Origin of the sequence: Paenibacillus sp. OK003, from assembly GCF_900109515.1 — a bacterium.
Lineage (GTDB): Bacteria > Bacillota > Bacilli > Paenibacillales > Paenibacillaceae > Paenibacillus > Paenibacillus marchantiae.
The window spans coordinates 110,821-135,212 of sequence record NZ_FOBD01000006.1; the positions used below are offsets into that span (position 1 = coordinate 110,821).

At 44.7% G+C, this 24,392-nt stretch carries 24 protein-coding genes; 20 read left to right on the plus strand and 4 right to left on the minus strand.

What is annotated here, in order from left to right:
- Window positions 1-42 precede the first annotated feature (42 nt).
- From BMW94_RS10715 to thiI, 5 genes are all read left to right on the plus strand, one after another.
- Window positions 43-261 carry a DUF1540 domain-containing protein gene (locus BMW94_RS10715; protein ID WP_064636410.1) on the plus strand — a complete coding sequence of 73 codons (219 nt, stop codon included), beginning with the start codon at window positions 43-45 and terminating at the stop codon, window positions 259-261.
- A 64-nt stretch (window positions 262-325) separates the two neighbouring features.
- The gene (locus tag BMW94_RS10720; protein ID WP_063567041.1) at window positions 326-715 is read left to right on the plus strand and encodes a hypothetical protein; all 390 of its coding nucleotides are present in this window, start codon (window positions 326-328) and stop codon (window positions 713-715) included.
- 234 nt (window positions 716-949) lie between these two features.
- Window positions 950-1,711 (plus strand): lytic transglycosylase domain-containing protein, encoded by a 762-nt coding sequence (locus BMW94_RS10725; protein ID WP_090998144.1) that lies wholly within the window; start codon window positions 950-952, stop codon window positions 1,709-1,711.
- 174 nt (window positions 1,712-1,885) lie between these two features.
- Window positions 1,886-3,034: a cysteine desulfurase family protein gene (locus tag BMW94_RS10730; RefSeq protein WP_090998147.1), complete on the plus strand. Its 1,149-nt coding sequence runs from the start codon at window positions 1,886-1,888 to the stop codon at window positions 3,032-3,034.
- Between the two features lie 6 nt (window positions 3,035-3,040).
- Window positions 3,041-4,282, plus strand: a complete 1,242-nt coding sequence (gene thiI / locus BMW94_RS10735; RefSeq protein ID WP_090998150.1) for a tRNA uracil 4-sulfurtransferase ThiI — start codon at window positions 3,041-3,043, stop codon at window positions 4,280-4,282.
- 132 nt (window positions 4,283-4,414) lie between these two features.
- Here thiI and BMW94_RS10740 read toward each other — a convergent pair whose 3' ends face one another.
- Complete coding sequence (locus BMW94_RS10740; protein ID WP_090998152.1) at window positions 4,415-5,116, minus strand: TerC family protein; 702 nt, start codon at window positions 5,114-5,116, stop codon at window positions 4,415-4,417.
- Window positions 5,117-5,221: 105 nt separating this feature from the next.
- On the opposite strand from BMW94_RS10740, the gene BMW94_RS10745 reads away from it, so the two are divergent.
- The 6 genes from BMW94_RS10745 to BMW94_RS10770 all read left to right on the plus strand — a co-directional run bounded on the left by BMW94_RS10745 (window position 5,222) and on the right by BMW94_RS10770 (window position 11,035).
- Complete coding sequence (locus tag BMW94_RS10745) at window positions 5,222-5,881, plus strand: TerC family protein (RefSeq protein ID WP_063567009.1); 660 nt, start codon at window positions 5,222-5,224, stop codon at window positions 5,879-5,881.
- A 289-nt stretch (window positions 5,882-6,170) separates the two neighbouring features.
- Entirely contained in the window at window positions 6,171-6,665 is a 495-nt protein-coding gene (locus BMW94_RS10750) for a hypothetical protein (protein WP_090998155.1), read from the plus strand.
- A gap of 177 nt (window positions 6,666-6,842) precedes the next feature.
- Window positions 6,843-8,684, plus strand: coding sequence for a translational GTPase TypA (gene typA, locus BMW94_RS10755; RefSeq protein WP_063567007.1), 1,842 nt, complete (start codon window positions 6,843-6,845; stop codon window positions 8,682-8,684).
- Window positions 8,685-9,034: 350 nt separating this feature from the next.
- Entirely contained in the window at window positions 9,035-9,331 is a 297-nt protein-coding gene (locus BMW94_RS10760; RefSeq protein ID WP_053781242.1) for a YlaH-like family protein, read from the plus strand.
- Window positions 9,332-9,421: 90 nt separating this feature from the next.
- A complete protein-coding gene (locus BMW94_RS10765; RefSeq protein WP_090998158.1) occupies window positions 9,422-10,483 on the plus strand; it encodes an LCP family protein in 1,062 nt (353 codons plus the stop codon).
- 99 nt (window positions 10,484-10,582) lie between these two features.
- The gene (locus BMW94_RS10770; RefSeq protein ID WP_063567005.1) at window positions 10,583-11,035 is read left to right on the plus strand and encodes a pyridoxamine 5'-phosphate oxidase family protein; all 453 of its coding nucleotides are present in this window, start codon (window positions 10,583-10,585) and stop codon (window positions 11,033-11,035) included.
- A gap of 7 nt (window positions 11,036-11,042) precedes the next feature.
- Here the strand turns inward: BMW94_RS10770 and BMW94_RS10775 are convergent, their stop codons facing one another.
- Window positions 11,043-11,738, minus strand: a complete 696-nt coding sequence (locus BMW94_RS10775; RefSeq protein WP_090998160.1) for a YhcN/YlaJ family sporulation lipoprotein — start codon at window positions 11,736-11,738, stop codon at window positions 11,043-11,045.
- A 153-nt stretch (window positions 11,739-11,891) separates the two neighbouring features.
- Here BMW94_RS10775 and BMW94_RS10780 point away from each other — a divergent pair, with 153 nt between their 5' ends.
- Both BMW94_RS10780 and BMW94_RS10785 read left to right on the plus strand, forming a co-directional pair.
- Window positions 11,892-13,226, plus strand: a complete 1,335-nt coding sequence (locus BMW94_RS10780) for a PhoH family protein (protein WP_024628438.1) — start codon at window positions 11,892-11,894, stop codon at window positions 13,224-13,226.
- A gap of 218 nt (window positions 13,227-13,444) precedes the next feature.
- Window positions 13,445-14,725 carry an extracellular solute-binding protein gene (locus BMW94_RS10785; protein ID WP_090998163.1) on the plus strand — a complete coding sequence of 427 codons (1,281 nt, stop codon included), beginning with the start codon at window positions 13,445-13,447 and terminating at the stop codon, window positions 14,723-14,725.
- On the opposite strand, the gene BMW94_RS10790 is transcribed toward BMW94_RS10785, so the two are convergent.
- Window positions 14,717-15,796: a coiled-coil domain-containing protein gene (locus BMW94_RS10790; protein WP_090998164.1), complete on the minus strand. Its 1,080-nt coding sequence runs from the start codon at window positions 15,794-15,796 to the stop codon at window positions 14,717-14,719. The two genes, BMW94_RS10785 and BMW94_RS10790, sit on opposite strands and share 9 nt — an antisense overlap.
- A gap of 181 nt (window positions 15,797-15,977) precedes the next feature.
- Window positions 15,978-16,214, minus strand: a complete 237-nt coding sequence (locus tag BMW94_RS10795; RefSeq protein WP_053781237.1) for a DUF2626 domain-containing protein — start codon at window positions 16,212-16,214, stop codon at window positions 15,978-15,980.
- Window positions 16,215-16,529: 315 nt separating this feature from the next.
- Between BMW94_RS10795 and BMW94_RS10800 the strand changes: the two genes are divergently transcribed.
- The 7 genes from BMW94_RS10800 (at window position 16,530) to BMW94_RS10830 (ending at window position 24,342) form a co-directional block, all read left to right on the plus strand.
- Window positions 16,530-17,180 carry an RsfA family transcriptional regulator gene (locus tag BMW94_RS10800; RefSeq protein ID WP_063567002.1) on the plus strand — a complete coding sequence of 217 codons (651 nt, stop codon included), beginning with the start codon at window positions 16,530-16,532 and terminating at the stop codon, window positions 17,178-17,180.
- 144 nt (window positions 17,181-17,324) lie between these two features.
- Window positions 17,325-18,287, plus strand: coding sequence for a ketopantoate reductase family protein (locus BMW94_RS10805; protein ID WP_090998167.1), 963 nt, complete (start codon window positions 17,325-17,327; stop codon window positions 18,285-18,287).
- Window positions 18,287-18,661, plus strand: a complete 375-nt coding sequence (locus BMW94_RS10810) for a DUF3397 domain-containing protein (protein ID WP_090998170.1) — start codon at window positions 18,287-18,289, stop codon at window positions 18,659-18,661. Before BMW94_RS10805 ends, BMW94_RS10810 begins: the two co-directional genes overlap by 1 nt.
- Before the next feature lie 151 nt (window positions 18,662-18,812).
- On the plus strand, window positions 18,813-20,510 hold the full coding sequence (locus BMW94_RS10815; protein WP_090998173.1) for a peptide ABC transporter substrate-binding protein: 1,698 nt from the start codon (window positions 18,813-18,815) through the stop codon (window positions 20,508-20,510).
- Window positions 20,511-20,699: 189 nt separating this feature from the next.
- A complete protein-coding gene (locus tag BMW94_RS10820; protein WP_076288118.1) occupies window positions 20,700-21,632 on the plus strand; it encodes an ABC transporter permease in 933 nt (310 codons plus the stop codon).
- A gap of 2 nt (window positions 21,633-21,634) precedes the next feature.
- Window positions 21,635-22,561 carry an ABC transporter permease gene (locus BMW94_RS10825; RefSeq protein WP_079696194.1) on the plus strand — a complete coding sequence of 309 codons (927 nt, stop codon included), beginning with the start codon at window positions 21,635-21,637 and terminating at the stop codon, window positions 22,559-22,561.
- 17 nt (window positions 22,562-22,578) lie between these two features.
- The gene (locus BMW94_RS10830) at window positions 22,579-24,342 is read left to right on the plus strand and encodes an ABC transporter ATP-binding protein (protein WP_090998176.1); all 1,764 of its coding nucleotides are present in this window, start codon (window positions 22,579-22,581) and stop codon (window positions 24,340-24,342) included.
- Window positions 24,343-24,392 lie beyond the last annotated feature (50 nt).

Sequence of the window (24,392 nt, forward strand, 5' to 3'; positions counted from 1 at the left end):
CCGATTTACGGTGCGGAGACAATAGATGTCGAGGTGATAAAAATGAGCCAAGAGAAGCCGATCGTCAAATGCAGTGTTGCTAACTGCCACTTTTGGGGAGAAAACAATTTCTGCCAGGCTGATGCCATCATGATTGACATTGACCAACATGCCACCCGTCGCTTACATGAGGAATTTGCCGGAGAGACCTTTGATTCCGATCATCATGATCATGCGCGTACATCTTCTGCAACATGCTGCCACACATTCAAACCGAAATGAGCAGTCATTCCCATGGATATGGAGGTGCTTTGCATTGAATAATGACCGAAGAGATGATCACCCGCTGCAACGTCCAAAAACGACTCCGTTAGATGAAAAGCAGCGTCAGCGTGTAGACTATCCAAGACGTAGCCACAGGGAAGAGTATGGTGCAGAGGTAGCGCCACCAACTGGTTCTATTCGAACAGAACCTACGGAAAGAACCGATCATACCCCTGTGAAGCGTGAAGATGACGACGGTGTCATGAAATCTACTGGCCGAATCTCCGGATATATGGGTCTGGCCTTTGGTATCGCATCCTTATTTATGTGGTCCATTGTCCTTGGTCCAGCTGCAGCGGTACTTGGTTACTATGCCTACGTCAACGGCCGGAAAACGGCTGGTGCGTGGTCCATCGGACTTGGCGCAGTGGCAACACTTAGCTATTTCTTCATGATTCCATTCGCCCGTTAAAAAACATGATCTGATTATCGGTACAAAAAATGATAACCGAACTGGATATGAGTTGGTTATTTGCAGCCTTCTGCTTCCACCTTACTTAAGGGGGATTGCAGAAGGTTTTTTCGCATATACGCAATGAAGTTGTAAAATTGGTCTATTTTTTTGAAAACAATGGAACCTGCCTGTAAAATAATGTAGAATAAAGTCATAATCTACGTTTACATTATACGGGAGTGAATATAACTCATGCAGATTGATCCGCGCTCGTCGCGGCAGTTGCTGGAACTGCAATTGTCCAATAGTCTCAACGAAACAAATGCATCGGATGGTAATTCAGATTCAACAGTGGATTTTGCCAGTATGATGGACGGGCTGCTCGGGACGAATTCAAATACTTTGAACAATACGAGTAGCGTAGGCGAAGACGTGAATTCTGCTGCGATCTCCAAACGATCCAATGACGGTCTGTTGTGGCTGCAATTGGGCAGCATGTATAACCCGGATGCAAGTTCTGTTTCTTCCTCGAACAGTAATGTGGTTTCTTTATCTTCCCTGTTAAACTCTGGAGCAGTGGATTCGGGTGCATCTGTACCTACAGATTTTGAATCTTTGATTGCCTCAGCGAGCGCCAAATATGGGGTGCCTGAATCTTTGATCAAGGCGGTTATTGATACAGAATCCGGTTTCAATCCGAATGTAGTGTCTTCCGCAGGTGCCAAAGGACTAATGCAGCTGATGGATGGGACGGCAGCAGGGTTGGGAGTAAGCAACGCTTACGATCCCGCTCAAAATATAGATGGTGGAACCAAATACCTTTCACTCCAGCTCCAGCGTTTTGGTGGCGAGGTGAAAATGGCACTTGCTGCTTATAATGCCGGACCGGGACGGGTTTCGAGTCTGGGTGTATCGAGTGACGCTGAACTGATGAGTGTACTGAACCGTCTTCCTGCAGAAACACAGGCTTATATTTCCAAAGTGGAGAAGGCGCAGTCGAAATATACGGTATAAATAGCATAGACCGAAGAAATGGCAACACAACAGTACGTTCTGGAAGAGATCAAACGCGGGAACAGCGCCCTTAAATGTGCTTGGTTCCTGTTTGGTCTTTTTGTGTTGGGCAGGGATCGTGTTACAATGCTCACTGTAGATTCCACAACGAAGAGACAAGGAGGGGAACCTCATTTGAAATATTTTGATTATGCAGCAACGACGCCTCCTCATCCGGATGTCGTTCGTACAATGGCCGAGATTATGGAGGCGCAATTTGGGAATCCGTCATCAATTCATGGTTACGGTGAGCGTGCTCATCAATTGTTGCGCCGAGCGCGAGCTGCTTGTGCCGCTGCTATTGATGTGAATTCGGAAGAAATCGTATTTACCTCAGGCGCAACCGAGAGCAACAATCTTGCCATTAAAGGCGCGGCATTGCGGTATCAGTCACGGGGCAAACACATCATTACAACTGCAACGGAGCATGCTTCGGTATACGAGAGTTTTGTGCAGCTACAGCAGTGGGGATGGGAGGTCACTTGGCTTCCTGTGGATTCCGATGGTATAGTTAGCGCCCAGCAGGTAGTGGATGCCATAAGATCGGATACGGTGCTTGTGAGTCTGATGCATGTGAACAATGAAACAGGAGCGATACATCCAATTGCTGAAATCGGTGCACGACTGAAAAAGGAAGCACCAAAGGTGCTTTTTCATGTAGATGGTGTGCAGGGTTTTGGCAAGATGGAAGCTAAACCTGCGGCATGGGGCGCGGATCTGTACAGCTTGTCTGCTCACAAGATTCGTGGTCCCAAAGGAGCTGGACTTCTTTACGTACGAAGTGGAGTCGAGCTTACGCCTTTACTGTCAGGGGGTTCCCAAGAGCAGGGACTAAGAGCGGGTACTGAAAACGTACCTTTGCTTGTGGGTATGGCCAAGGCGATGCGTCTCGCTGCGGAACGTCAGGCTGACTTTGCACAGCGTACAACGATTTTGCGAGATCGTATTATGGAGGTCATAGATACGATTCCCGGACTTGTGCTAAATAGTCGTAAGGAGGGTGCGCCGCACATTGTTCATTTTTCCTATCCTGGAATGAAGGCAGAAGTGGCGCTGCATACCCTTGAACAACTTGGAGTAACTGTTTCTACACAATCTGCCTGCTCTTCGCGATCGGCTGAACCCAGCAGGGTATTGCTTGCCATGGGCAGGGATCATGCTTGTGCTGCTGGTGGATTGCGTATTAGTCTTGGAGATGAACATACAGAAGAAGATGTGGCACTGCTGGAGCAGGCTTTACATCAGATGGTGGCGCAGCTGCGCCCGTTGGAAAGGCGGATGTGATTTTAGATGAAATATGATATGCTGCTTCTCCGTTTCGGAGAGTTTATGTTAAAAGGAAAAAACCGTGCCCGGTTCGAAAAAACAATCATCACCCAGGTACGTTCCCTGCTCAAACCTTATCCAGGTGCAAGTCTGCGGAAGGAGTTTGGACGGTTGTATGTTGATCTGGGTGGCGAATCTCATACAGAGCTGATCGCTGTGCTGAAACGAGTATTCGGCGTTATGTCGATCAGTCCGGTTAAAGTGACCCCATCGGAGACTGACCAAATCGTGGAGACAGCCGTTGCTTTTATGGATGAAAGAGAGTCTGAATTCAAAGACGGTACCACGTTTAAAGTTAATGCACGGCGTGTTTGGAAAGAGTTCCCCAATTCTTCGCATGAAATGAACCATCTGGTAGGTTCTCCGATTCTTCGGAAATTCCAGCAGTTAAGCGTTGACGTGCGTCAACCTGACATTGAACTGCGTGTGGAAATTCGGGATCAGGGTACGTATATCTTCAGTGAGGTGATTCCGGCCGTAGGCGGGTTCCCCCTTGGCACAAATGGAAAAGCGATGCTGTTATTATCGGGTGGAATAGACAGCCCTGTAGCGGCATGGTCTTCGATGCGTAGAGGCCTGGAAGTGGAATGTGTACACTTTTACAGTTATCCGTTCACAAGCCAGCGTGCCAAAGAAAAGGTCATTGATTTGGCCCGAGCACTTGCTGATCATGCAGGTACAATTAAGCTGCATCTGGTTCCTTTTACGGAAATTCAAACTGCATTTACCCAACTGGGACAGGATAACTTGATCATCACACTGATGCGCCGCTCCATGTTACGTATTGCAACCAAGCTGGCTGAACGTGAACGTGCGCTTGCACTGATTACCGGAGATAGTCTGGGTCAGGTAGCAAGCCAGACCCTGCCAAGCATGAATGTCATTGGACGTGCGACGGATCTGCCGCTGCTGCGACCACTTGTCATGATGGACAAACAGGAAATTATAACTCTATCCAAACAGATCGGAACGTACGATATATCGATACTGCCATATGAGGATTGTTGTACTCTTTTTGTACCTAAATCCCCAACAACGAATCCGAATCTTCGCATTGTGGACAAAATTGAAGCGACCATGAGTCAGCTACCGGAATGGGTGGAGCAGGCGGTGGAGAAGACAGAAACCATTACGCTGCATGCAGGCGAGAACTTTATGGTAACCAATGAGGATGAAGTTAATGACATGAAAGAAGAGTGGTTCTGAGGAGCCGCATTCTGGATTGAATGACATAATAAGGACTATGTTATCTTCACGAAGAAAAAGGACTGGCCGATATATTAATCGGTCTAGTCCTTTTTTATGCTTGTGTTTGATGGGAATCCCATTTAATAAAGCTTAGGAATAGGAGTGCTGCCGTTCTCCACCTGGTTTATTGCTGCTTGCACGTTTGCGATATCCTGCAAATACAACACCAGCAGTAACGAGAACGATAAATAAGATTCTCAGTGCCGGATGCTCAGTGAAGAAAGGTACAAGACGCTGCTCCTCTGTGATCATGTTTGAAGCCGTATACCCAAGCACGATAGCTCCAACATAAATGATCCAAGGGAAATGGTTAATTAATTTGATAAATAACGTACTGCCCCACACGATAATAGGCACACTGATCAACAATCCGAGTATAACAAGTACCAAGTGCTGCTGTGCTGCACCAGCAACGGCGATGACGTTATCCAGTCCCATGGCAGCGTCTGCGATGACAATCGTTCGCACGGCTACCCAGAGAGAACTGCCGGCCTTGATATCTGAATGCTCTTCCCCTTGATCTGCCAACAACTTGTAAGCTATCCAGATCAGGAGTAATCCACCAACAAGGAGTAGCCATGGCACTTTAAGCAGCCAGAGCACAATCACGGTGGCTACAATGCGAATCAAAAGTGCGCCGCCTGTTCCGTAAAGAATCGCCCTTTTCTGCACAGAAGGGTGCAAATTTCGAGCCGCGAGACCAATCACGATGGCATTATCGCCAGCCAGGATTAGATCAATAAATACAACGTTCAACAACGCCAGCCAAAAAGCGGGGCTAAACAGCTCCATACGATGTCACTCCTTCTATATATCCAAACCTGAGAAAGCTTGTTCAACGTTTAAGAATAGCATGGACAACTTTGACATACAAGTTAGAGTGGGGGGATGAGAAGCATGGATACGCTGTGGCTGTTGACCGAAATATTAATGATTAATCTGGTTCTGAGTGGAGATAATGCGGTGGTTATTGCCCTCGCAAGCAAGGATTTGCCCGCGAGACAGCGCAAGCAGGCGGTCTGGTGGGGGGCTTTCGGCGCGGTTGTTTTGCGTTGTTTGTTAACCTTTGCAGCCGTACTGCTGTTGGGCATTCCTTTTATTCAGGCGGCTGGTGGTCTGCTGTTGCTCTGGATTGCCGTCAAGCTGCTGCTTCAGAATGAAGATGAAGTACATATTCGTAAAGCGTCCACGACCTGGAAAGCGATCCAAACGATTTTGATTGCTGACTTTGTCATGAGTCTGGATAACGTTCTCGCGATTGCTGCGCTGGCGGATGGGGACTTGGCGCTCACGGTCATCGGGATTGCCATAAGTATTCCGATTGTGGTGTGGGGCAGCGGATTAATTGTCGGTTTGTTGAAGCGGTTTCCGATTCTGGTATTTGCCGGTTCAGGTATTCTGGCCTTCACAGCAGGTGAGATGGTGATGAATGATCCGAAGCTGGGACAGTGGCTCGGTGGATTGGCAGCTGAGGCACATACACTGCTGCCTGTAGCTATGGCTTGTCTTGTAATTGCGATTGGAGGAGCGCACAAGTTTGTTCGTCGAAACGTGTAAGTTGATTTGAGCAAATGGAAATGTGAATTTTCTGGCGAACTGCCCGTAAAGGGCAGTTTTTTGCTGTATTTATTTGTTCAGAAGAAATGGGCGAACTTGAATAAGTCATAGACCGATCATTTTAGGGTAATACAGGATAATGGAGAGAGGCGAAGTACGACATAAAGTGTAGTTTTTTGCATACACATCGGCTACACTAGAAGAAGGCTGGGAACAGTCAGTCATCATGGTGTGCTTATAGTTTATCTTACGGGGTACATAGCCAAATGTTATTAAGAGGTGATTGTAGATGAGGATGAGAAATGAAAAAGCAATCGGAGTATTTATTTTTGTTGCAGGTTTAATCATTTTACTCGGCAAACTTGGTGTGTTTGGCTTTATTGGACGGCACTTCTGGCCTTTGCTCATCTTGCTGCCTGGTATTGCTCTTCATGCATTATATTATGCAAGGCTCACGCCATCATGGTCACTCGTTCCAGCAGGAATATTAACCGTCTATGGTCTGTTGTTCGGAATCACGAATACATGGGGCAGCGGATTGATGAGCAACCTGTGGCCTGCATTTTTGCTGGGGATTGCTGTTGGTTTGCTTGAATATGCACTGGCTGATCATCGAAGACCCGCAATGGTACTTCCGGTGGCATTGGGCGTTGGCATCCTTTCAATTATTTTATTCGGATTTACACTGCTTCACACCGGTATTATCTATGTGCTGGCGGTAATTTTGATTGTAGGCGGGATGTGGTTGCTGTTTGGCCGAGGACGCCAAGGGAGAGGCTGGTAACATTCCCAGTGGTCTTTCAAGCGAAATATCTTGATTTTTACCTATGATCAACTATAATATAAGGGATATAGGCATGCGTCGGGATATCACCGACGCTTATTTTGGGTGAGTAACCTGCGAATTTGCGGGAAGTTTAGTAGATAAGAATTGAAATTGGAAAGGATATGGATACAAACCATGCATTCAAGAGAACACATTCGCAATATTGCGATTATTGCCCACGTCGACCACGGGAAAACAACGCTCGTCGACAAGTTGCTCCAGCAATCCGGTACTTTCCGTGATCACGAAACGGTACAGGAGCGCGCAATGGACTCCAACGATTTGGAGCGTGAACGCGGTATTACGATTCTGGCCAAAAACACAGCTATTACCTATAAAGATTACTTGATTAACATTGTGGATACACCAGGACACGCCGACTTTGGTGGTGAAGTGGAACGTATCATGAAAATGGTTGACGGCGTTTTGCTCGTTGTTGATGCTTACGAAGGATGTATGCCGCAAACGAAATTCGTACTTCGTAAAGCTTTGGAGCACAACCTGACACCAATCGTTGTTGTAAACAAAATTGACCGTCCAGCGGCTCGTCCGACTGAGGTTATTGATGAAGTACTGGACCTGTTCATTGAACTGGGTGCCAACGATCAACAACTTGAATTCCCTGTTGTATATGCTTCCGCATTGAACGGAACATCCAGCATGGATAATGATCCTGCAAAACAGGATGACAACATGATGGCAATTTACAATACCATCGTTAGTCATATCCCACACCCTACCGAAAATGTTGAAGAACCACTTCAATTCCTCGTTACTTTGATGGACTACAATGAATACCTTGGCCGTATTGCCATTGGTCGTGTTAACCGCGGTGTGATCCGTCAAGGACAATCGGTAACGGTTATTATGCGTGATGGTAAGAGCAAAACTGCACGTATCGAGAAACTGTTCGGTTTCCAGGGTCTCAAACGTATTGAGACGGAAGAAGCAGGAGCAGGTGACATCGTTGCGATTGCAGGAATCAAGGACATCAACATTGGTGAAACCATCGCTGATCCGAACAACCCAGAAGCACTTCCAGTTTTGAAAATTGATGAGCCTACACTGCAAATGACGTTCCTTGTGAACAACAGTCCATTCGCAGGTCGTGAAGGTAAATGGGTAACTTCCCGTAAACTTCGTGAGCGTTTGTTCAAAGAATTGGAAACTGACGTATCCCTTCGTGTTGACGAAACGGATAGCCCGGATGCATTTGTCGTTTCTGGACGTGGTGAGCTTCACTTAGGTATCCTGATTGAAAATATGCGTCGTGAAGGATATGAGCTTCAAGTATCCAAACCGGAAGTTATCGTTAAAGAAGTTGACGGTAAGAAAATGGAACCTCTAGAGCGCTTGTTGATTGATATCCCTGAAGAAAGCATGGGTTCCGTAATGGAGAGCCTGGGCGCACGTAAAGCAGAGATGGTTAATATGGTCAACACAGGTAGTGGTCAAGTTCGTCTGGAGTTCCTGATTCCAGCACGTGGTTTGATCGGATATAGCACCAACTTCCTGACATTGACTCGTGGTTATGGTGTAATGAACCATGCATTTGACAGCTACGCTCCAGTAGTATCCGGTCAAGTAGGTGGACGTCACCAAGGCGTGCTGATCTCAACTGAAACTGGTACATCTACGTTCTATGGCATGATGGGCGTTGAGGATCGCGGTACGCTCTTCTTGGAGCCGGGTACTGAAATCTACGAAGGTATGATTGTTGGTGAACATACACGTGACAATGATATCGTTGTTAACATCTGCAAAGAAAAACAACTGACTAACGTTCGTTCTTCTGGTAAAGATGATACGGTTAAAATTAAAACTCCGATTATCTTCTCGTTGGAACAGGCGCTTGAATATCTGAATGAAGATGAATATTGTGAGATTACACCAAAATCTATTCGTCTCCGTAAGAAAATCCTGAACAAATCCGAGCGTGAGCGTGCAGAAAAACAACGCAAAATGGCTACAAAATAACACCTAACTACAACTAAAATAAATGATATAAGTTAACGTTTGATGGAACACATATACACCATCGACGTTGATTACAACCCGCTAAAGTAGTGGAGGATTCGGAATCGATTCTGTAGGAGCGAAGCGTTCGCCTGAAAGCTTTCTGAAAGAAAGCTACATCGGAAGCATACGCTTATCCCCGGATTTTACCATTGAGAAATGGATCAAAAAAATCTGGGGATAACAGCGACCGAAAGAACGATCCGAATCCGAAACGGTCACATGCAGAGTTTTGTAATTTATGTTGTTGGTGTGGTTCCATCAACCAGTTAACTTATATCTAGCATGAACACGAAAGGAGCTGGCTGTGCATGCAAGCATGGTTCGCATCAAACCCGATCGTAGCCTACATCGTCATCTTTGTATTGATTACTTACGTATATAACAAGGTGTTTCGGGTACGTCAGAAATTGCCACTTGGTAAGGAAATCGTTCTCTATATATTGATGGCGATGGGCACATTCATGCTTCTTGTTTTTCAAATCGACAAGTTGCCAATTATTCAATGTTTGCTGGTGGCTGTTGGTTTGATGCTGTTAGTGAGAGTGCGCTATTTTATTGAAGGTCGTCAAAAGAAAAAAGCGGAAGCTGCCGCTCGAAACTCATAAATTCTGTATAGTATAGACCATCCGTTTTCCTTAGGGAAAGCGGTTGTCTTATATATAGGCCAAAACAGATGTGATAAAGGTGTTGAAGATATGAACTCGAATTCGAACGGACTGCCTCCACGGAGACAGGCACCGACTCAATCCGGCGCTTCTGGATCGAAGAACGGCAAAGGCAAGCAACCAAAGAAGAAGAAAAAGATGCGAACCTTTGGCAGACTGATTTTAAGTTTATTGGTTATTGCAATTGTGGTAGGCTGCGGATATCTCTATTGGGTATACAATCAGGTAGCTGATACGGGCATTGACAAGCCAGTACCGGCTGGAATGTCAGCGAAAACCAAACCCATTACGATGTTGCTGCTAGGTACGGATAACCGTCCCGAAACAGGTACGTATCTCTCGGATGTGGTTATGGTAGCTTCTCTGAATCCGGAGACCAAGACGGCAACCATTGTATCTTTACCTCGAGATACCCGTATTCAGTTGGATGGTTATAAGGCGAATAAATTGAATTCTTATTATCCTAAGTTTAAAGCCCAAGAAAAAACCTCTGGCAAAAATGCAGAGGATCAAATGAAAGAAATGATGGGCAAATATCTGGATGTGGATATCAATTATACGACAGTACTGAATTTTCAAGCGTTCCGGGATGCGGTTAATGCTGTAGGTGGCGTGGATGTGACCGTGGATAAAAACATGTGTTACAAAGATACGGCCGATGGCACGGATATTAACCTGGTGGCTGGTGCACAGCATTTGGATGGCAAAGAAGCACTTGATTTTGTCCGTTATCGTAAATCGAACTGTAAGCCGAAGACAGATGAATCCAACGACTTTGACCGAAATAAACGTCAGAACCAGGTGTTGAATTCCATGTTGGACCAGTTGAAATCACTGGGAGGCATCACGAAGATTGGTAAAGTGATTGGTGCTGTTGACGACAACATGACAACAGATGTAGAATCGGAGCAAATGAAGAACTTTATTTCGACCTATTGGAATATTTCCAAAACGGATGTGCACTACACACCTGTAACCGGAGAGTGGAGAAGTCCATATGTATATATCAACGAAACTGAATTGGCTAATGCTAAACAGGCGTTGCAGGATACACTTTCAGGCAAAGTAACAGCATCTCCAACAGCCGAGTAACATTCATTCTTTTGGGATTGGAAGCACGTTTGATGGTATGCTATAATATCCTCAACAACAATTCAAGAATTGCATAAAGAAGATTAGGGGGCTGGTTGGATGTCCGAAGCCGTCACACAATTGACTGAATCTCTTTTACAGCAATTCAAGAACGAAACTTTTGTGCTCTTGAGCACCGTGGACATTGAATCTGGAGGTCCGACATCAACAGCAATCTCCTGGATTTATGCGGAGAATGCTTCTACTCTTCGTGTGGCGATTGATCATCGTTCACGTCTCGTGAACAATATGATCGAGAATCCGGCTATTACCGTCACCATTTTTGGAGAAGAGATGGTGTATGCGGTGAACGGACGTGCTTCCGTACGACAAAATCCGTTACAGGATGTTCCGTTTAATATGTGCTGTTTCGACATTTCCATCGAAGCGGTAAGGAATGCCCTTTTTTATGGAGCCCAGCTGTCTTCTGTGCCTCAATTTGTCAAAATATATGATCAGCGTGCTGCTGAGAAATTAGATGAGCAGGTTTTTACTGCAATGAAAAAAGCCTAGTGAGAGATCACTGGGCTTTTTGTTGTCTTTTGTCAGAAGAATGCAGCTGCTGCATTTGTTGTTCACGTCCTACATGTTCATCCGGATTTTGACGGACTTTGACATCTTTGGGGAGTTGGGGAATGATTCGGCCCACCATGTCAGCGAGTTCTGAAGCAAAACCGGATATGGGATGACCTTGACGAATATGCTCACCAATTTCCTTAATGCGTTCGGTGACATCAGCATCTGCGGTAACAATGGAATCCACACCTTCTGGATCTTTGCGAAGGGCTTCAGCCACTGAGTATTTAATTGTACCTACTCGTGCGCGTTCCAGTTCACCATCAACATCAATGCCAACTACGGCAGTATTGCCAAGAATGACACAGTTGGCATCTTTGACACCTTCCACTTGCTTGGCAAGTGTTTTGAGGTGGGTGACCCTTTTATCGTTTGGCATCCGAGCCGCCTTGGTGTTGTCCGTGACGTTTTTCTCATGAACCTCACCCGTATTTTCGGTCAGATGGTCTACAGCTGAAGGGTGCAACCGATCTTCTTGAGTATTGAGCATGTGAGATCCTTTACGTTGATCTTGCTGAGTTGTAACATTTCCTCCGTAACCTTTGGCATGCTGACCTTGCTGCTGCGAGGCATTACGTGTAGAACTGTTGCAGCCTGTAAGTATAAAGATCAGAAGCAGCGTGCAAACCCAATATTTCATAAATGTTCATCCTTTCCTGGAGTTTTTCAGAATGGTTGACAATTATTTTGTCCTAGTCGAATACATTTATGTATGGGAGCATGATTGTCCATGCCGCTGCTGAAAGATCACACTTATCCATGCCTTTAACGACGCCGCTTTGGAGGGGATTGAATGAAAAAGATTTTTGTATTGGATACGAACGTGCTGCTGCATGACCCCAATGCCATATTTGCCTTTGAGGAACATGAGGTAATCATTCCCGCGGTTGTATTGGAGGAGATCGACTCCAAAAAAAGAAATGCCGATGAAATTGGCCGTAATGCCCGAAATGTATCGAGACTTCTTGACGGGTTGCGTGAACTGGGACATCTGCACAGTGGCGTCCCTTTGGCTAATGGAGGCAATCTGAAAGTGGAATTGAATCACCGCAGTTTTGTGAAAGTACAGGAAATGTTTGGTGAAGTGTCCAACGATAATCGGATTTTGGCCGTCGCGCTGAATTATCAGATTGAGGAAAATGAGAAAGAGGTTGTCGAGCGACAGGTGGTTCTGGTCAGCAAGGATGTGCTTGTTCGTATCAAAGCGGATGTACTCGGTCTTTTCACACAGGATTACTTATCAGATCGCACGGCAGGTCTCAGTGAATTATATCCAGGCTACACTGCCCTCAAGGTTCATCCTTCGGTCATTGATGAGTTTTACACATATCGCTTTCTACCGATCAAACCGTTACAGTTGTCTTATTCGCTTTACCCGAATGAATTTGTAATTCTCAAGGATGAGATGGGAACCAATAAATCGGCTTTGCTCAAAGTAAACACAGAGGGAACGAAGCTGGAACCCCTTTTCCTGAGTAATGATAATGTATGGGGCATCAGTGCACGTAACGCGCAACAGCGTATGGCCCTAGAACTGCTTCTGAATGATGACATTCCACTTGTCACGATTACAGGAAAGGCGGGTACGGGGAAAACCTTATTGGCGCTTGCTGCGGGTTTGCTGAAAGTGGAGGATGATCATAAGTACAAAAAACTGCTGATCGCCCGTCCGGTTGTGCCGATGGGGAAAGATATCGGTTATCTCCCTGGAGAGAAAGAAGAGAAACTGAGACCATGGATGCAGCCGATTTATGATAACTTGGAATTTTTGTTTGATACCAAAAAAGCAGGCGACATTGATAAAATTTTGATGGGTCTTGGCAGTATTCAGGTTGAGGCACTCACGTATATTCGGGGTAGGTCTATACCAGGACAGTTTATTATTATCGATGAAGCGCAGAACCTGTCTCGACATGAAGTGAAGACCATTGTATCGAGGGTAGGCGAAGGCAGTAAAATTATTTTGATGGGTGACCCTGAGCAAATAGACCACCCTTATCTGGATTCAGCAAGTAATGGTTTGACGTATATTGTGGAGCGATTCAAGCAAGAGGGAATCAGCGGACACATTATGCTGGAAAAAGGAGAACGTTCCAAGTTGGCTCAGCTTGCAGCGGATTTATTGTAAGGTAACGGTATTTATTTCCCGGAAAATGTTTCTAGTGAACCGGCTCTTGGAGCCGGTTTTTTGCTGAAAAAATAAAAATCAGTTATTGCACAGAACTCGCTATGCTCGAAGTATGCAAAATATCGGAAAACTGTTTTTTGGCAGGATAGGACAAGAGCACTACTTATTTGTTACAATGAATGTTGCAGGAAAAAATTAGGGGCGAGGAGGAGGAGTTAATGAAGCGTGGACATCAGGTTGTTTTGTTCGCAGTACTGCTGCTTTCGTTAACGATTCTGTCTCCCAGCTTTGATTTTAGAGGTTCACAGCTTAATCAGGAACGAGACACGGAAAAAGATGCATTTCCCAACACGTCATCGCGCAGCGAGGACCAACATGCCCCGCTAGAGATTGTAGTCTCGATGACTGAGGCCGACTTTAAGTTGTTTAAAAGAATGGCTAATGAAGTAGCGACTTCTCAACATGTGGAAATCAGTCTTCGGAATTTGGAGCCGGATACATATAAGCGAGTGCTTGATAATAAATTTTCGGTAGGGGAGAGCGGCGATATTATTCTTCTGGATAGTGCGGAAGTTCAATATCATGCCAAAAAAGGACATCTGTATCCGTTAAACGGTACAACGCTGTCCAAGTCGTTAGGAGGAACGGTGGTTGGCTTGCGGGAAATGACAGAGTGGAATGGTTACCAATGGGGGATGCCGTTTGATCTTGACGCCTATGTACTCGCAGCTCGCTCCCCATTCCTGGACGAAGCCGGTTTGGCAGGTTTACCCGAAAATAAGGAGCAGTGGGTCAAACTTGTACAACAAGCAACGGAAGACGGAACGGATTTATTAAGTCTAAATTTGAATGATCTGCACGCTGTAAGTGCGTGGTTGAATCAGTTTGAGCCAGGCATGGCCCCCGACAAAATTAAGAAAGCGCAAACTTCTTCGCAAACGGAGGCGTACCATCATACCATACAGTTGCTGGATCTGATCCAGTCGCATATTACGGTCGAATCGATAAATCCGACGATTTCTGCTTCTGGTGAACAAACGGAGGCTCCTATGGTAGTAACGTTGCTGTCTCGTTTGTTGAGCGTAAATCAAGGTGTAGCAGGTAAACAGGATTCATCGGAGAAAATAGCTTTCAGTGCGCTGGAACCTCTAAGATCAAGAAGTCTTGTTATCGCAGCTGGCTCACTTGAGGCGGAAGAGGCCAGCCGCTGGATTGAAGGAATGACTACTTCTTCTGTGCAGTCGGAGTGGTACCAACAGGCTAACTATTTACCAGCAAAGCAACAGGAACTAGATCTTGAGTCACAGAAACTACTAACGAGATATGATACGACGGATGTAAAATCCTGGTTTCCAGCAGAATCTTCACAGGCTGTAATGACGGATGGCCTTATCCTAACTTCTGCCTTCCAAAAGAAGATTCAACAACTTCTCGCGGGAGAGATCACGGCTAATCAGTACGTCAAAAGCATTATCGCCTTGCAAAGCTCGTCAGAATGAAATGGCGAGCTTTACTTCAAGTATGCCTTCACTTGTGGATACCTCTGTGGCTTTGACAAACGACAGAATTTTCTGTGGGTAAAATCCGAGATCGAATTCTCGTTCCAGCATACGACGTGTGGTATCAGGCAGTTCTAACTGATTAAACACAAGTTTATCTACATGAAATCGAATTGAATTCTGCGGTTCATTTTCGACCGTATAATGGCCTTCAATGCTTAATTGCAACTGATCACGCTGCCCGGAAGCAGTGATTCGATCTTTGTCGAACTGAAATGCGAAGTCTTCAAAGATCGGATTCTGTGATCGAAGAAACGTATTCAGCTCATCTTGTCCAATTCGAATGGTGTACGATGTTCCGGTAGTGGAGATTCCTCCGTTTTGTTCTTGGATAAACTGTGGCAGGTTCTGCATAGCTGATGCCAAAGCTTTAAAATATCGCTTGACCTCGTATATGCCAATGTTTTCCCAATAGATGGTCAACTCATCCATCAATTTCTGCATGGCTGCAGCATCCCCGCTGGCAGCTACTTTTCCGTCCACTTCTTTCTGCAATGCAAGTACCCGTTCACGTTGATTTTGAAGATTGTTTTTGAGTTCAGACAGTTCTGCAGAGGTCTGATTAATCTGGGCAGACGTTTGCTGCATGGTGCGATATCGATCCTGATACTTGTCCAGTACAGCCTGATCCCTGCCAATAATAATCTGATAGTAATCGTATAGAATGAACAGGTCCTTAAAGGATCTTGCCCCCAGTACCGTCATCAGGAGACTATCACGCTCCCCGGTATAGTAGGATCTTACAACTGCACCCGCTCGGTCTTGCTGAGTATGTATCTGGTCTTCCTGTTCCTGAAGCTGAATGGATAACGTCTGACGCTGTTCGTCCAGCTGTTTTTGTTTGGCTGCAATACGTTCGATTTCATGATCGATTTCGACGATGGATAGGCTTTGTTGCAGTATTTCGCGTGTTTCCTCAGATGAAGGTTCTCCGTAGGCATAAGTCCAAGGTATCTGGATCAAAAATATAATACATACGATGAAGCCAGGAATGCCGTATCGACGTTTCACCTATCATTCTCCTTTCCATATCTACATATGATGCGAACAGGCTTATCTCTTCCAGACAATATATGAAATAGATACGTGAAATATCCGTAGTGGTTACATAACACAAAGAATAGTCATTTAATCTGAAAACGACAAAAAAGCAACCCGACATTAGCCGGATCGCTTTGATGCTGCTGGCGGATTAGAGCGGCAAATCCATTTGGAATACGGTCCAGTAGCTGAACCCTGTGAATGTTACGATCATATAACCCCAGAAGAGCAATATGTACGTACGTTCGGTAAATTTCAAATATCCCAAAATGACAAAAAACGCAGTCTGCAGGAAAAAAAGCAAAGCCATTTCGACCAGGTCTCCCGCAAAAGCCATCAGGCCAATCGCTAGCGTGAAGAACCCGAGTACCCGAAACATGCGCGCCACGGTAAGTCCTCCTCTCCTATGTACGATCATAGATTGTCTACACAACATTATACCGGGAAAGGAAAAAGGTGTAAACAAAATTGGATATGAAAGCGAATTCTTTTTTTGGCCTAAAAGAGTTAAAGTATGGTTTGTTTTGCATATGTAACGTATGAGTACTCATAAATGTGGAAATACATTTTAGTATGAAATCAATTCTATGAACTCTATGAGAGGCATAAGAATGAATGAAGCAGCTTTTATACCTAATTCACATACCGGGAAATCGGTTATGGGGACGGTTATTTTAGGATGTTGTTAGGAGGGTATTATAGCATGACTGCAGTGAGACAGGATGCTTGGAGTACAGAGGACGATTTGATTTTGGCTGAGGTTACGTTGCGTCATATTCGGGAAGGAAGTACACAACTGGCTGCTTTTGAAGAGGTTGGCGAAAAAATAGGCAGAACTTCTGCCGCTTGCGGTTTTCGCTGGAACAGCTGTGTACGTAAGAAGTATGAGTCTGCTATTAGCAATGCTAAGGCTCAACGACAAAAACGGAGTTATCTCCGCAAACAACCGGCTTTGCTTGGACCACAAGTAGCAGCTTTGTCCACCCTGGATACAGAAGAAAATCTGTACAAGGCGGATGGTATTTCGGAAGACTCTCTATCCATTGATGCAGTTATACGATTCTTGCGGCAATGGAAGGGAACTGTGCAGGAAAACGGTCGCCAGCTCAAGATGCTGGAGAAAGAGCTTCGTGAAAAAGAGGATGAACTTCATGAACTGCGTTGCGAGAATGATCGTCTTTCTAAGGAAGTGAATGAAGTTCAGACTGATTATCGTGTTGTAAACGACGATTACAAAGCACTGATTCAGATTATGGATCGTGCTCGCAGACTCGCATTTCTGACAGAAGAAGAAGAGGAACTCAAAACGAGATTCAAAATGGATGCCAACGGGAATCTGGAACGAATTGAATAAAAGCAAATTGTATCTGATGATCAGCATTAGATTAGGGCCCGTCACACCTCCGTTACATAACGGCGGGTATGATGGGTTTTTTGTTTACTGTTTTTGTTCTATTATAGATAAAAGCAACTATTGGAGCAGAGGTAGGGATGCAGCATGATCATTGACGTTGTAGGATCAGGGTCACTGGGTCTTTTGTATGGAGGTAAGCTTCAGGACGCAGGCAACAAGGTTCGATTTTGGACCAAAACGGCTGAACAGGCGAAGAAACTGAGTTTAAAAGGATTTAAGGTCATCGAACAGGAGAAAACCATCCAGATTACACCTGATCATATCCAGGTCAAGCCGATTACGGAGTTAACCGGAGTGTGGGAACACTCACCTGGAGATTGGCTACTATTAATGGTGAAACAGACAGCGATACATGATGTTATACGTGAAATTGGTTCATTGAAGACGCGAGTGCTCAACATCGCATGTTTCCAAAATGGGGTTGGGCATCTGGATCATGTGCAATCCAATATGCCCCATTCCAATATATACAGCGTCATAACCACAGAAGGGGCGAAACGTCAGCAAGATGGAGTCATCCGTGCAGGTATAGGAGAGACCTGGTTGGGCAAAAGTGCAGAAGTACGTATCTCATCTCTAACGCCAATGGATCAAAATGAACCCATTCGTTTACAGGGACTTTTGCAGCAGGCAGGATTTGGCTGTACAGTGTCGAATGAAATCGATAAGCTAATTTATAGGAAGTTGTTAATCAATGCTGTCATTAACCCGCTTACCGCGATATGGCGTATCCCTAACGGTGAGTTAATTACAAAGGAAGAGCGAATCATGTTTATGCGTCAGCTGTACGATGAGGCATTGGCGGTATACCAAGCAAGCGGAATACTTCTTGATGTGGATGTGTGGGAACAAATCCTCTCCGTCTGTCGTTCCACAGCCTCAAATACATCTTCCATGCTGTCGGATGTTCTGCATGGACAACAAACGGAGGTGCAATCCATTAACGGGCAAATCGTAAGCATGGCGTGTCGGTGTGGCCTGTCCGCTCCGATGCATGAAGTACTGCTTCATCTGATTGAAGGTATGCAACCGGAAGGAGTGAGTTAATGGGATTTTTTATTGTGCTGAGCATACTGCCGTTCTTTCCATTTTTTCTTGTGTATTGGATCATGTTTGGATGGAAAAAAGATAAGCGTGTGGCGCTGCGCTCCGCAATGGATGTAACAACCTTATTCCTTATATTCTCTGTATCGGCGTTATTCAACTTAACATTTGATTCGAATTTTGGATTTTATTTAACACTAATACTCATACTAATAGCGCTTGGATTCATCGGAGGTGCACAAAATCGGCTCAAAGGTAAGGTCGATAGGGGGAGAATGTTCCGGGCCGTTTGGCGCATGGCTTTTGTCATCATGAGTTTTGGGTATGTTTTGTTTACTATATTTGGATTATTTAGATACTTCATGAAACAGATGTGAGGATACATAACGCAAAAGGGCTAAAAAATGTGTCGATTTTGTCGAAAACTGAAAAAAACATTACTTTCTGAAAAAGTAATGTAGATTTTTTTGACCGGTGGTTGTATAATCTATAAACATATACCACATCAATTTAGGGGGAAAGTGTTAGATGAAAAGGAAAAGTCTATTAGTCCTTTTGACGCTGATTTTGGCGTTCGGTACCGTACTTGCAGCGTGCGGATCCAAAAACGAAGGCACAGGTAACACCGATACTGGTTCTGCAACCGAAGGAAATGGTCTTGCTAAAGATCAAGTCCTGAAAATTAACCTGTCAGCTGAACCTCCTACGTTAGACCCGGCTCAAGCAAAAGACAGCCAAACCAACACTGTACTGAAATTCTTGTATGAAGGTCTTGTGCGTATCGACGCTGATGGTAAAGAAGCTCCAGGCGTTGCTAAAGACTGGACAATCTCCGAAGATGGTTTGAAATATGTTTTCAACCTGAACCCGGACGCTAAATGGAGCAACGGTGATGCAATCACTGCCGAAGACTTTGTACGTTCTTGGGAACGCGCTTTGAAACCGGAAACAGCTTCTCCATATGCTTACCAATTGTACTACATCAAAGGTGCTGAGGGTTACAACCTGAGCAAAGACGAAACATATAAAGGTACTAAAATCACAGACTTCTCTCAAGTAGGTGTTAAAGCTACTGATGAGCACACGCTGGAAGTAACGTTGGAGAACCCAACACCTTACTTCTTGGGTCTGACAGCATTCTACACGTACTACCCAGTACACAAGTCTGCTGACACGAATGACAAATTCTTCACAGACTACAAAAACATGATCGTTAACGGACCATTTACAATGGATCAATACGCTAAAGGTCAAAAAATCGTCGTGAAGAAAAATGAAAGCTACCATGCAGCTTCTGACATTAAATTGTCTGAAATTAATATGTCCCTGACAAACAGCAGTGCTTCCGAACTGCAAGCTTACAAGTCTGGACAATTGGATTACACAGGCGCACCTAACGGTGAAATTCCTTCCGACCAAATTCCTTCTGTAAAAGCGGAATTGCCGGACGAGTTTAAAGCTACTGGTATTGCAAGTACGTACTACTACCAGTTCAACGTTAATGAAGCTCCATTTAACAACGTTAAAATCCGTAAAGCTTTTGCAATGGCTATCGAACGTCAATTGATTGTTGACAAAGTAACACAAGGTGGACAAATTCCAGCTTTCGGCTTTGTACCTCCAGGTATCCGCGGTGAAAACGGCGAATTCCGTGATGAGCACAAAGATGACTACTTCACTGAAAACGTAGAAGAAGCTAAAAAATTGCTTGCTGAAGGTATGAAAGAAGAAGGCTACACAACATTGCCAGCAGTAACATTGATCTATAACACTAGTGATGGTCACGCGAAAATCGCTCTTGCTGTTGCTGATATGTGGAAGAAAAACCTTGGTGTTGACGTGAAAACGGAAAACCAAGAGTGGGGCGTATTCCTTGAGAACCGTCAAAACCAAAACTTCCAAGTAGCACGTGCAGGCTGGTCTGCCGACTATAACGATCCGTACAACTTCTTGGAAATGTGGACAACAGGTAACACAAACAACGATGCTAAATTTAGCAACGAACAGTTTGACAAAGATGTTAAAGAAACTGTGAAATCGGCTGATCCTGCTACACGTATGGCTGCTTTTGCTGATGCAGAGAAAGTCCTGATTCAAGATGAAATGGCAGTAATGCCGATCTATTACTACACTAACGTATCTTTGACTAAGCCTTACCTGAAAGGCGTACAACTTGATTTCAGTGGAGCGATTGACTTCACTCGTGCATATCTGGAAGAGAAATAAGTTGTTCTGAAGTCTATATGATTACTTCGGGATATATATGTGGAATTCCATATATATCCCGATTTTTTTGTATGTGTACCGATTTTCCTTATAATTCTTGAAATTTCCGATAAATGGATTGGACATTATTCATGTCTAATTCTACAATCGATTTGTATACAAAATATTGTTTGTGGAGGTGTGCAAGGGTTGGTTAAGTACGTGCTGAAAAAACTGCTATTTATGCTGCTATCGCTTTTCATACTCGCATCAGCAACCTTCTTCCTGATGAAGGCCATTCCGGGTGACCCTTTTACATCCGAGAAAAAAGTATCACCTGAAATCCGGGCACTTTTGGAAGTGAAGTATGGTTTGGACAAACCGATGTATGAACAATACCTGAAGTATATGGGTGGAATCATTCAGGGTGATTTCGGGGTTTCTATGAAATACCTGAATCAAGATGTAACGGGTATGATCACTCAAACGTTTACAGCATCGCTGAAGCTGGGAATCTTTGCGATTATTATCTCAATTGTTGTGGGTGTCTTGTTGGGGCTTATTGCCGCAGTGTACCATCGCAAGTTGATTGATGATATTACGATGATTCTGGCTGTTATCGGGATTGCTGTACCGAGTTTCTTGCTCGCATCGCTGGTGCAATATGTTTTTGCATTCAAACTCGGCTGGTTTAACGTTATGGGCTTCGATGGCCCACTCGACTATGTGCTTCCGGTTGCCGCATTGTCGGCATCTCCAATTGCCTTTATTGCACGTTTGACGCGTTCAAGCATGTTGGAAGTGTTGCATGCAGACTACATCAAGACAGCCAAAGCCAAAGGTTTGAAATGGCCTGCTATCATGTTTAAACATGTTTTACGGAACGGTATTCTGCCAGTCGTTACTTATGTTGGTCCGATGACAGCAAATATTATCACAGGTTCCGTTGTTATTGAGCAAATCTTTAACATTGGTGGAATTGGTAAAGTATTCGTAGAGAGTATTACGAATCGTGATTATACGATGATCATGGGGATTACAATCTTCTATGGTATTCTCTTGATGCTTGCACGTTTCCTGACAGATATTGCTTACGTGTTGATTGATCCTAGAATTAAGCTAGAAAGCCGGAAGGGGGCATAACGTTGTCTGGCAAGAATAACAACAATAATGAAACGGCGAACACAGGCCTGGATAGTCAGGCAGCGTTGAAATCGCAAGAGAGTGTATCGCTATTCAAAGACGCTATGTACAGACTTGCAACCAACAAGGCCGCTATGATTAGTTTGGCTGTTCTAGTCCTTGTTGTCATTTTCTCTATGATTGGTCCAACTTCGTTGTTCTCAAGCTATAATTATTATTCCAATGATTTGTTGAATGCCAATGCTGCACCAAGTGCTGAACACTGGTTCGGAACAGATGAACTGGGTCGTGATGTATGGGTAAGAACCTGGGTAGGTGCACGTGTGTCTCTTACTGTAGGTTTGGCTGCTGCTTTGATTGACCTTGTCATCGGGGTGATTTATGGAGCCATTATGGGCTTCTACGGTGGACGTGTTGACGGCATCATGAACAAGTTCTCCGAGATCTTGTACTCCCTGCCATACATGCTCGTTGTTATCCTGTTGCTGGTTGTATTGGAGCCAAGTCTGACAACGATTATCATTGCACTCACCATTACAGGCTGGATCAGTATGTCCTGGATTGTGCGTGGTGAGATTATGCAACTCAAAAACAGAGACTTTATCCTTGCTGCTCGTTCCATGGGCGCAAGCACTGGACGTCAACTCTTCCGTCATTTGTTGCCAAATGCTGTCGGACCCATTCTCGTTACATTGACGTTGTCTATCCCAAATGCCATCTTTGCAGAAGCATTTTTGAGCTTCCTTGGTTTGGGTGTATCTGCACCTAAATCCTCTCTTGGATCTATGATCAATGATGCACTTACAGGCTGGACGCTGTATCCTTGGCGGATGTGGTTCCCTGCAGGTTTGATGGTTATGACAATGCTCGCATTTAACTTGCTTGGTGACGGTTTGCGCGACGCGCTTGATCCGAAATTACGTAAATAGAAATAGGAGGTGGGATTATGGAGCCGATTTTAACAGTCAAAGACCTGAGTGTGTCATTTACGACGCGTTCTGGTGAGTTTGACGCCGTTAAAAATGTGAGTTTTGAACTTGGCAAAGGAGAGACGCTGGGGATCGTAGGTGAATCCGGTAGTGGTAAGAGTGTTACTGCCCAAACCATCATGAAATTGATTCCCTCCCCGCCTTCGAAGGTCAAAAGCGGAGAAATTACTTTTCACGGGCAAGACCTGCTGAATAAGACAGATAAACAGATGGAAGCCATCCGTGGTAAAGATATCGGTATGATCTTCCAGGATCCAATGACTTCTTTGAATCCAACCATCAAAATTGGTAAGCAAATTACCGAGGTACTGCGCAAGCATCAGAATATGTCCAAAAAAGAAGCTGAAAAAAGCGCATTGGAAATGCTCGAACTTGTAGGCATCAAAAATGCGGAATCGCGTATGAACCATTATCCACACCAATTTTCCGGTGGTATGCGCCAGCGTGCTATGATTGCGATTGCCTTGGCATGTCGTCCATCCCTTCTGATTGCGGATGAGCCAACAACTGCACTCGACGTAACGATTCAGGCACAAATCTTGGATGTTATGAAAGAAATGCAGCAAAAGCTTGGAACTTCGATCATGCTTATCACGCATGACCTTGGCGTAGTCGCAGGAATGTGTGATCGTGTTGTCGTTATGAAGGAAGGCGAAGTTGTTGAAACAGGAACAACTGCTGAAATTTTCAGTAATCCTCAACATCCATACACGATTAAGTTGCTGAATGCTCTTCCTCGTCTGGACGAGCCTAAAAAAGAAAAACCTACTCCAGTTGGTATTATCAAAGGTGCCAACAAGCCGCTGGTTCAAGTGAAGAACCTGAAACAATACTTCAATTTGGGCAAAGGGAACATTCTCAAAGCGGTTAATGATGTTAGCTTTGATATTTTTGAAGGCGAAACACTTGGAGTTGTAGGGGAGTCTGGCTGTGGTAAATCCACAACTGGCCGTACAATTCTGCGCCTTTATGAGCCAACAGGCGGAAATGTTAACTTTAATGGAACGGATATCTACAAGCTGTCCCCGCGCAAAATGAAAGAAATGCGTAAAGATATGCAAATGATTTTCCAAGATCCTTATGCTTCCTTGAACCCACGTTTCAACGTTATGGATATCATCGGTGAATCCCTTGATATTCATGGTCTGGCGTCAACTCGAACAGAGCGGAAGAGACGTGTTGAAGAATTGCTTGATCTTGTAGGTTTGAATCCTAGCCATGCACTCCGTTATCCACATGAATTCTCAGGTGGTCAAAGACAACGGATCGGGATTGCCCGTGCATTGGCCGTAGACCCTAAATTCATCATCTGTGATGAGCCATTGTCAGCATTGGACGTGTCCATCCAGGCTCAGGTCGTTAATTTGCTTGAAGAACTTCAGCAACGCCTCGGCTTGACATACCTGTTCATTGCGCATGACTTGTCCATGGTTAAACATATCAGTGACCGTGTAGCTGTTATGTATATGGGTAAAGTGGTGGAGTTGGCAGAAAGTGAAGAACTTTATGCGAATCCGATTCATCCATACACCAAAACATTGCTGTCAGCGATCCCTGTACCTGATCCGGAAGTAGAGGCGAACAAACGTCGCATTTTGCTGCCGGAAGAACAAGCACTTAAGAATGGATCGGGTGGTCCTGCAAATGATCCATACAACCTGCAGAATGCTCAATTGATTGAGGTATCCAAAGGTCACTGGGTTGCAGAGCCTTACGTATAAAAAGTACAATTTTCATTTGGACTTATCCATGAATATCAAACCGCCGACTT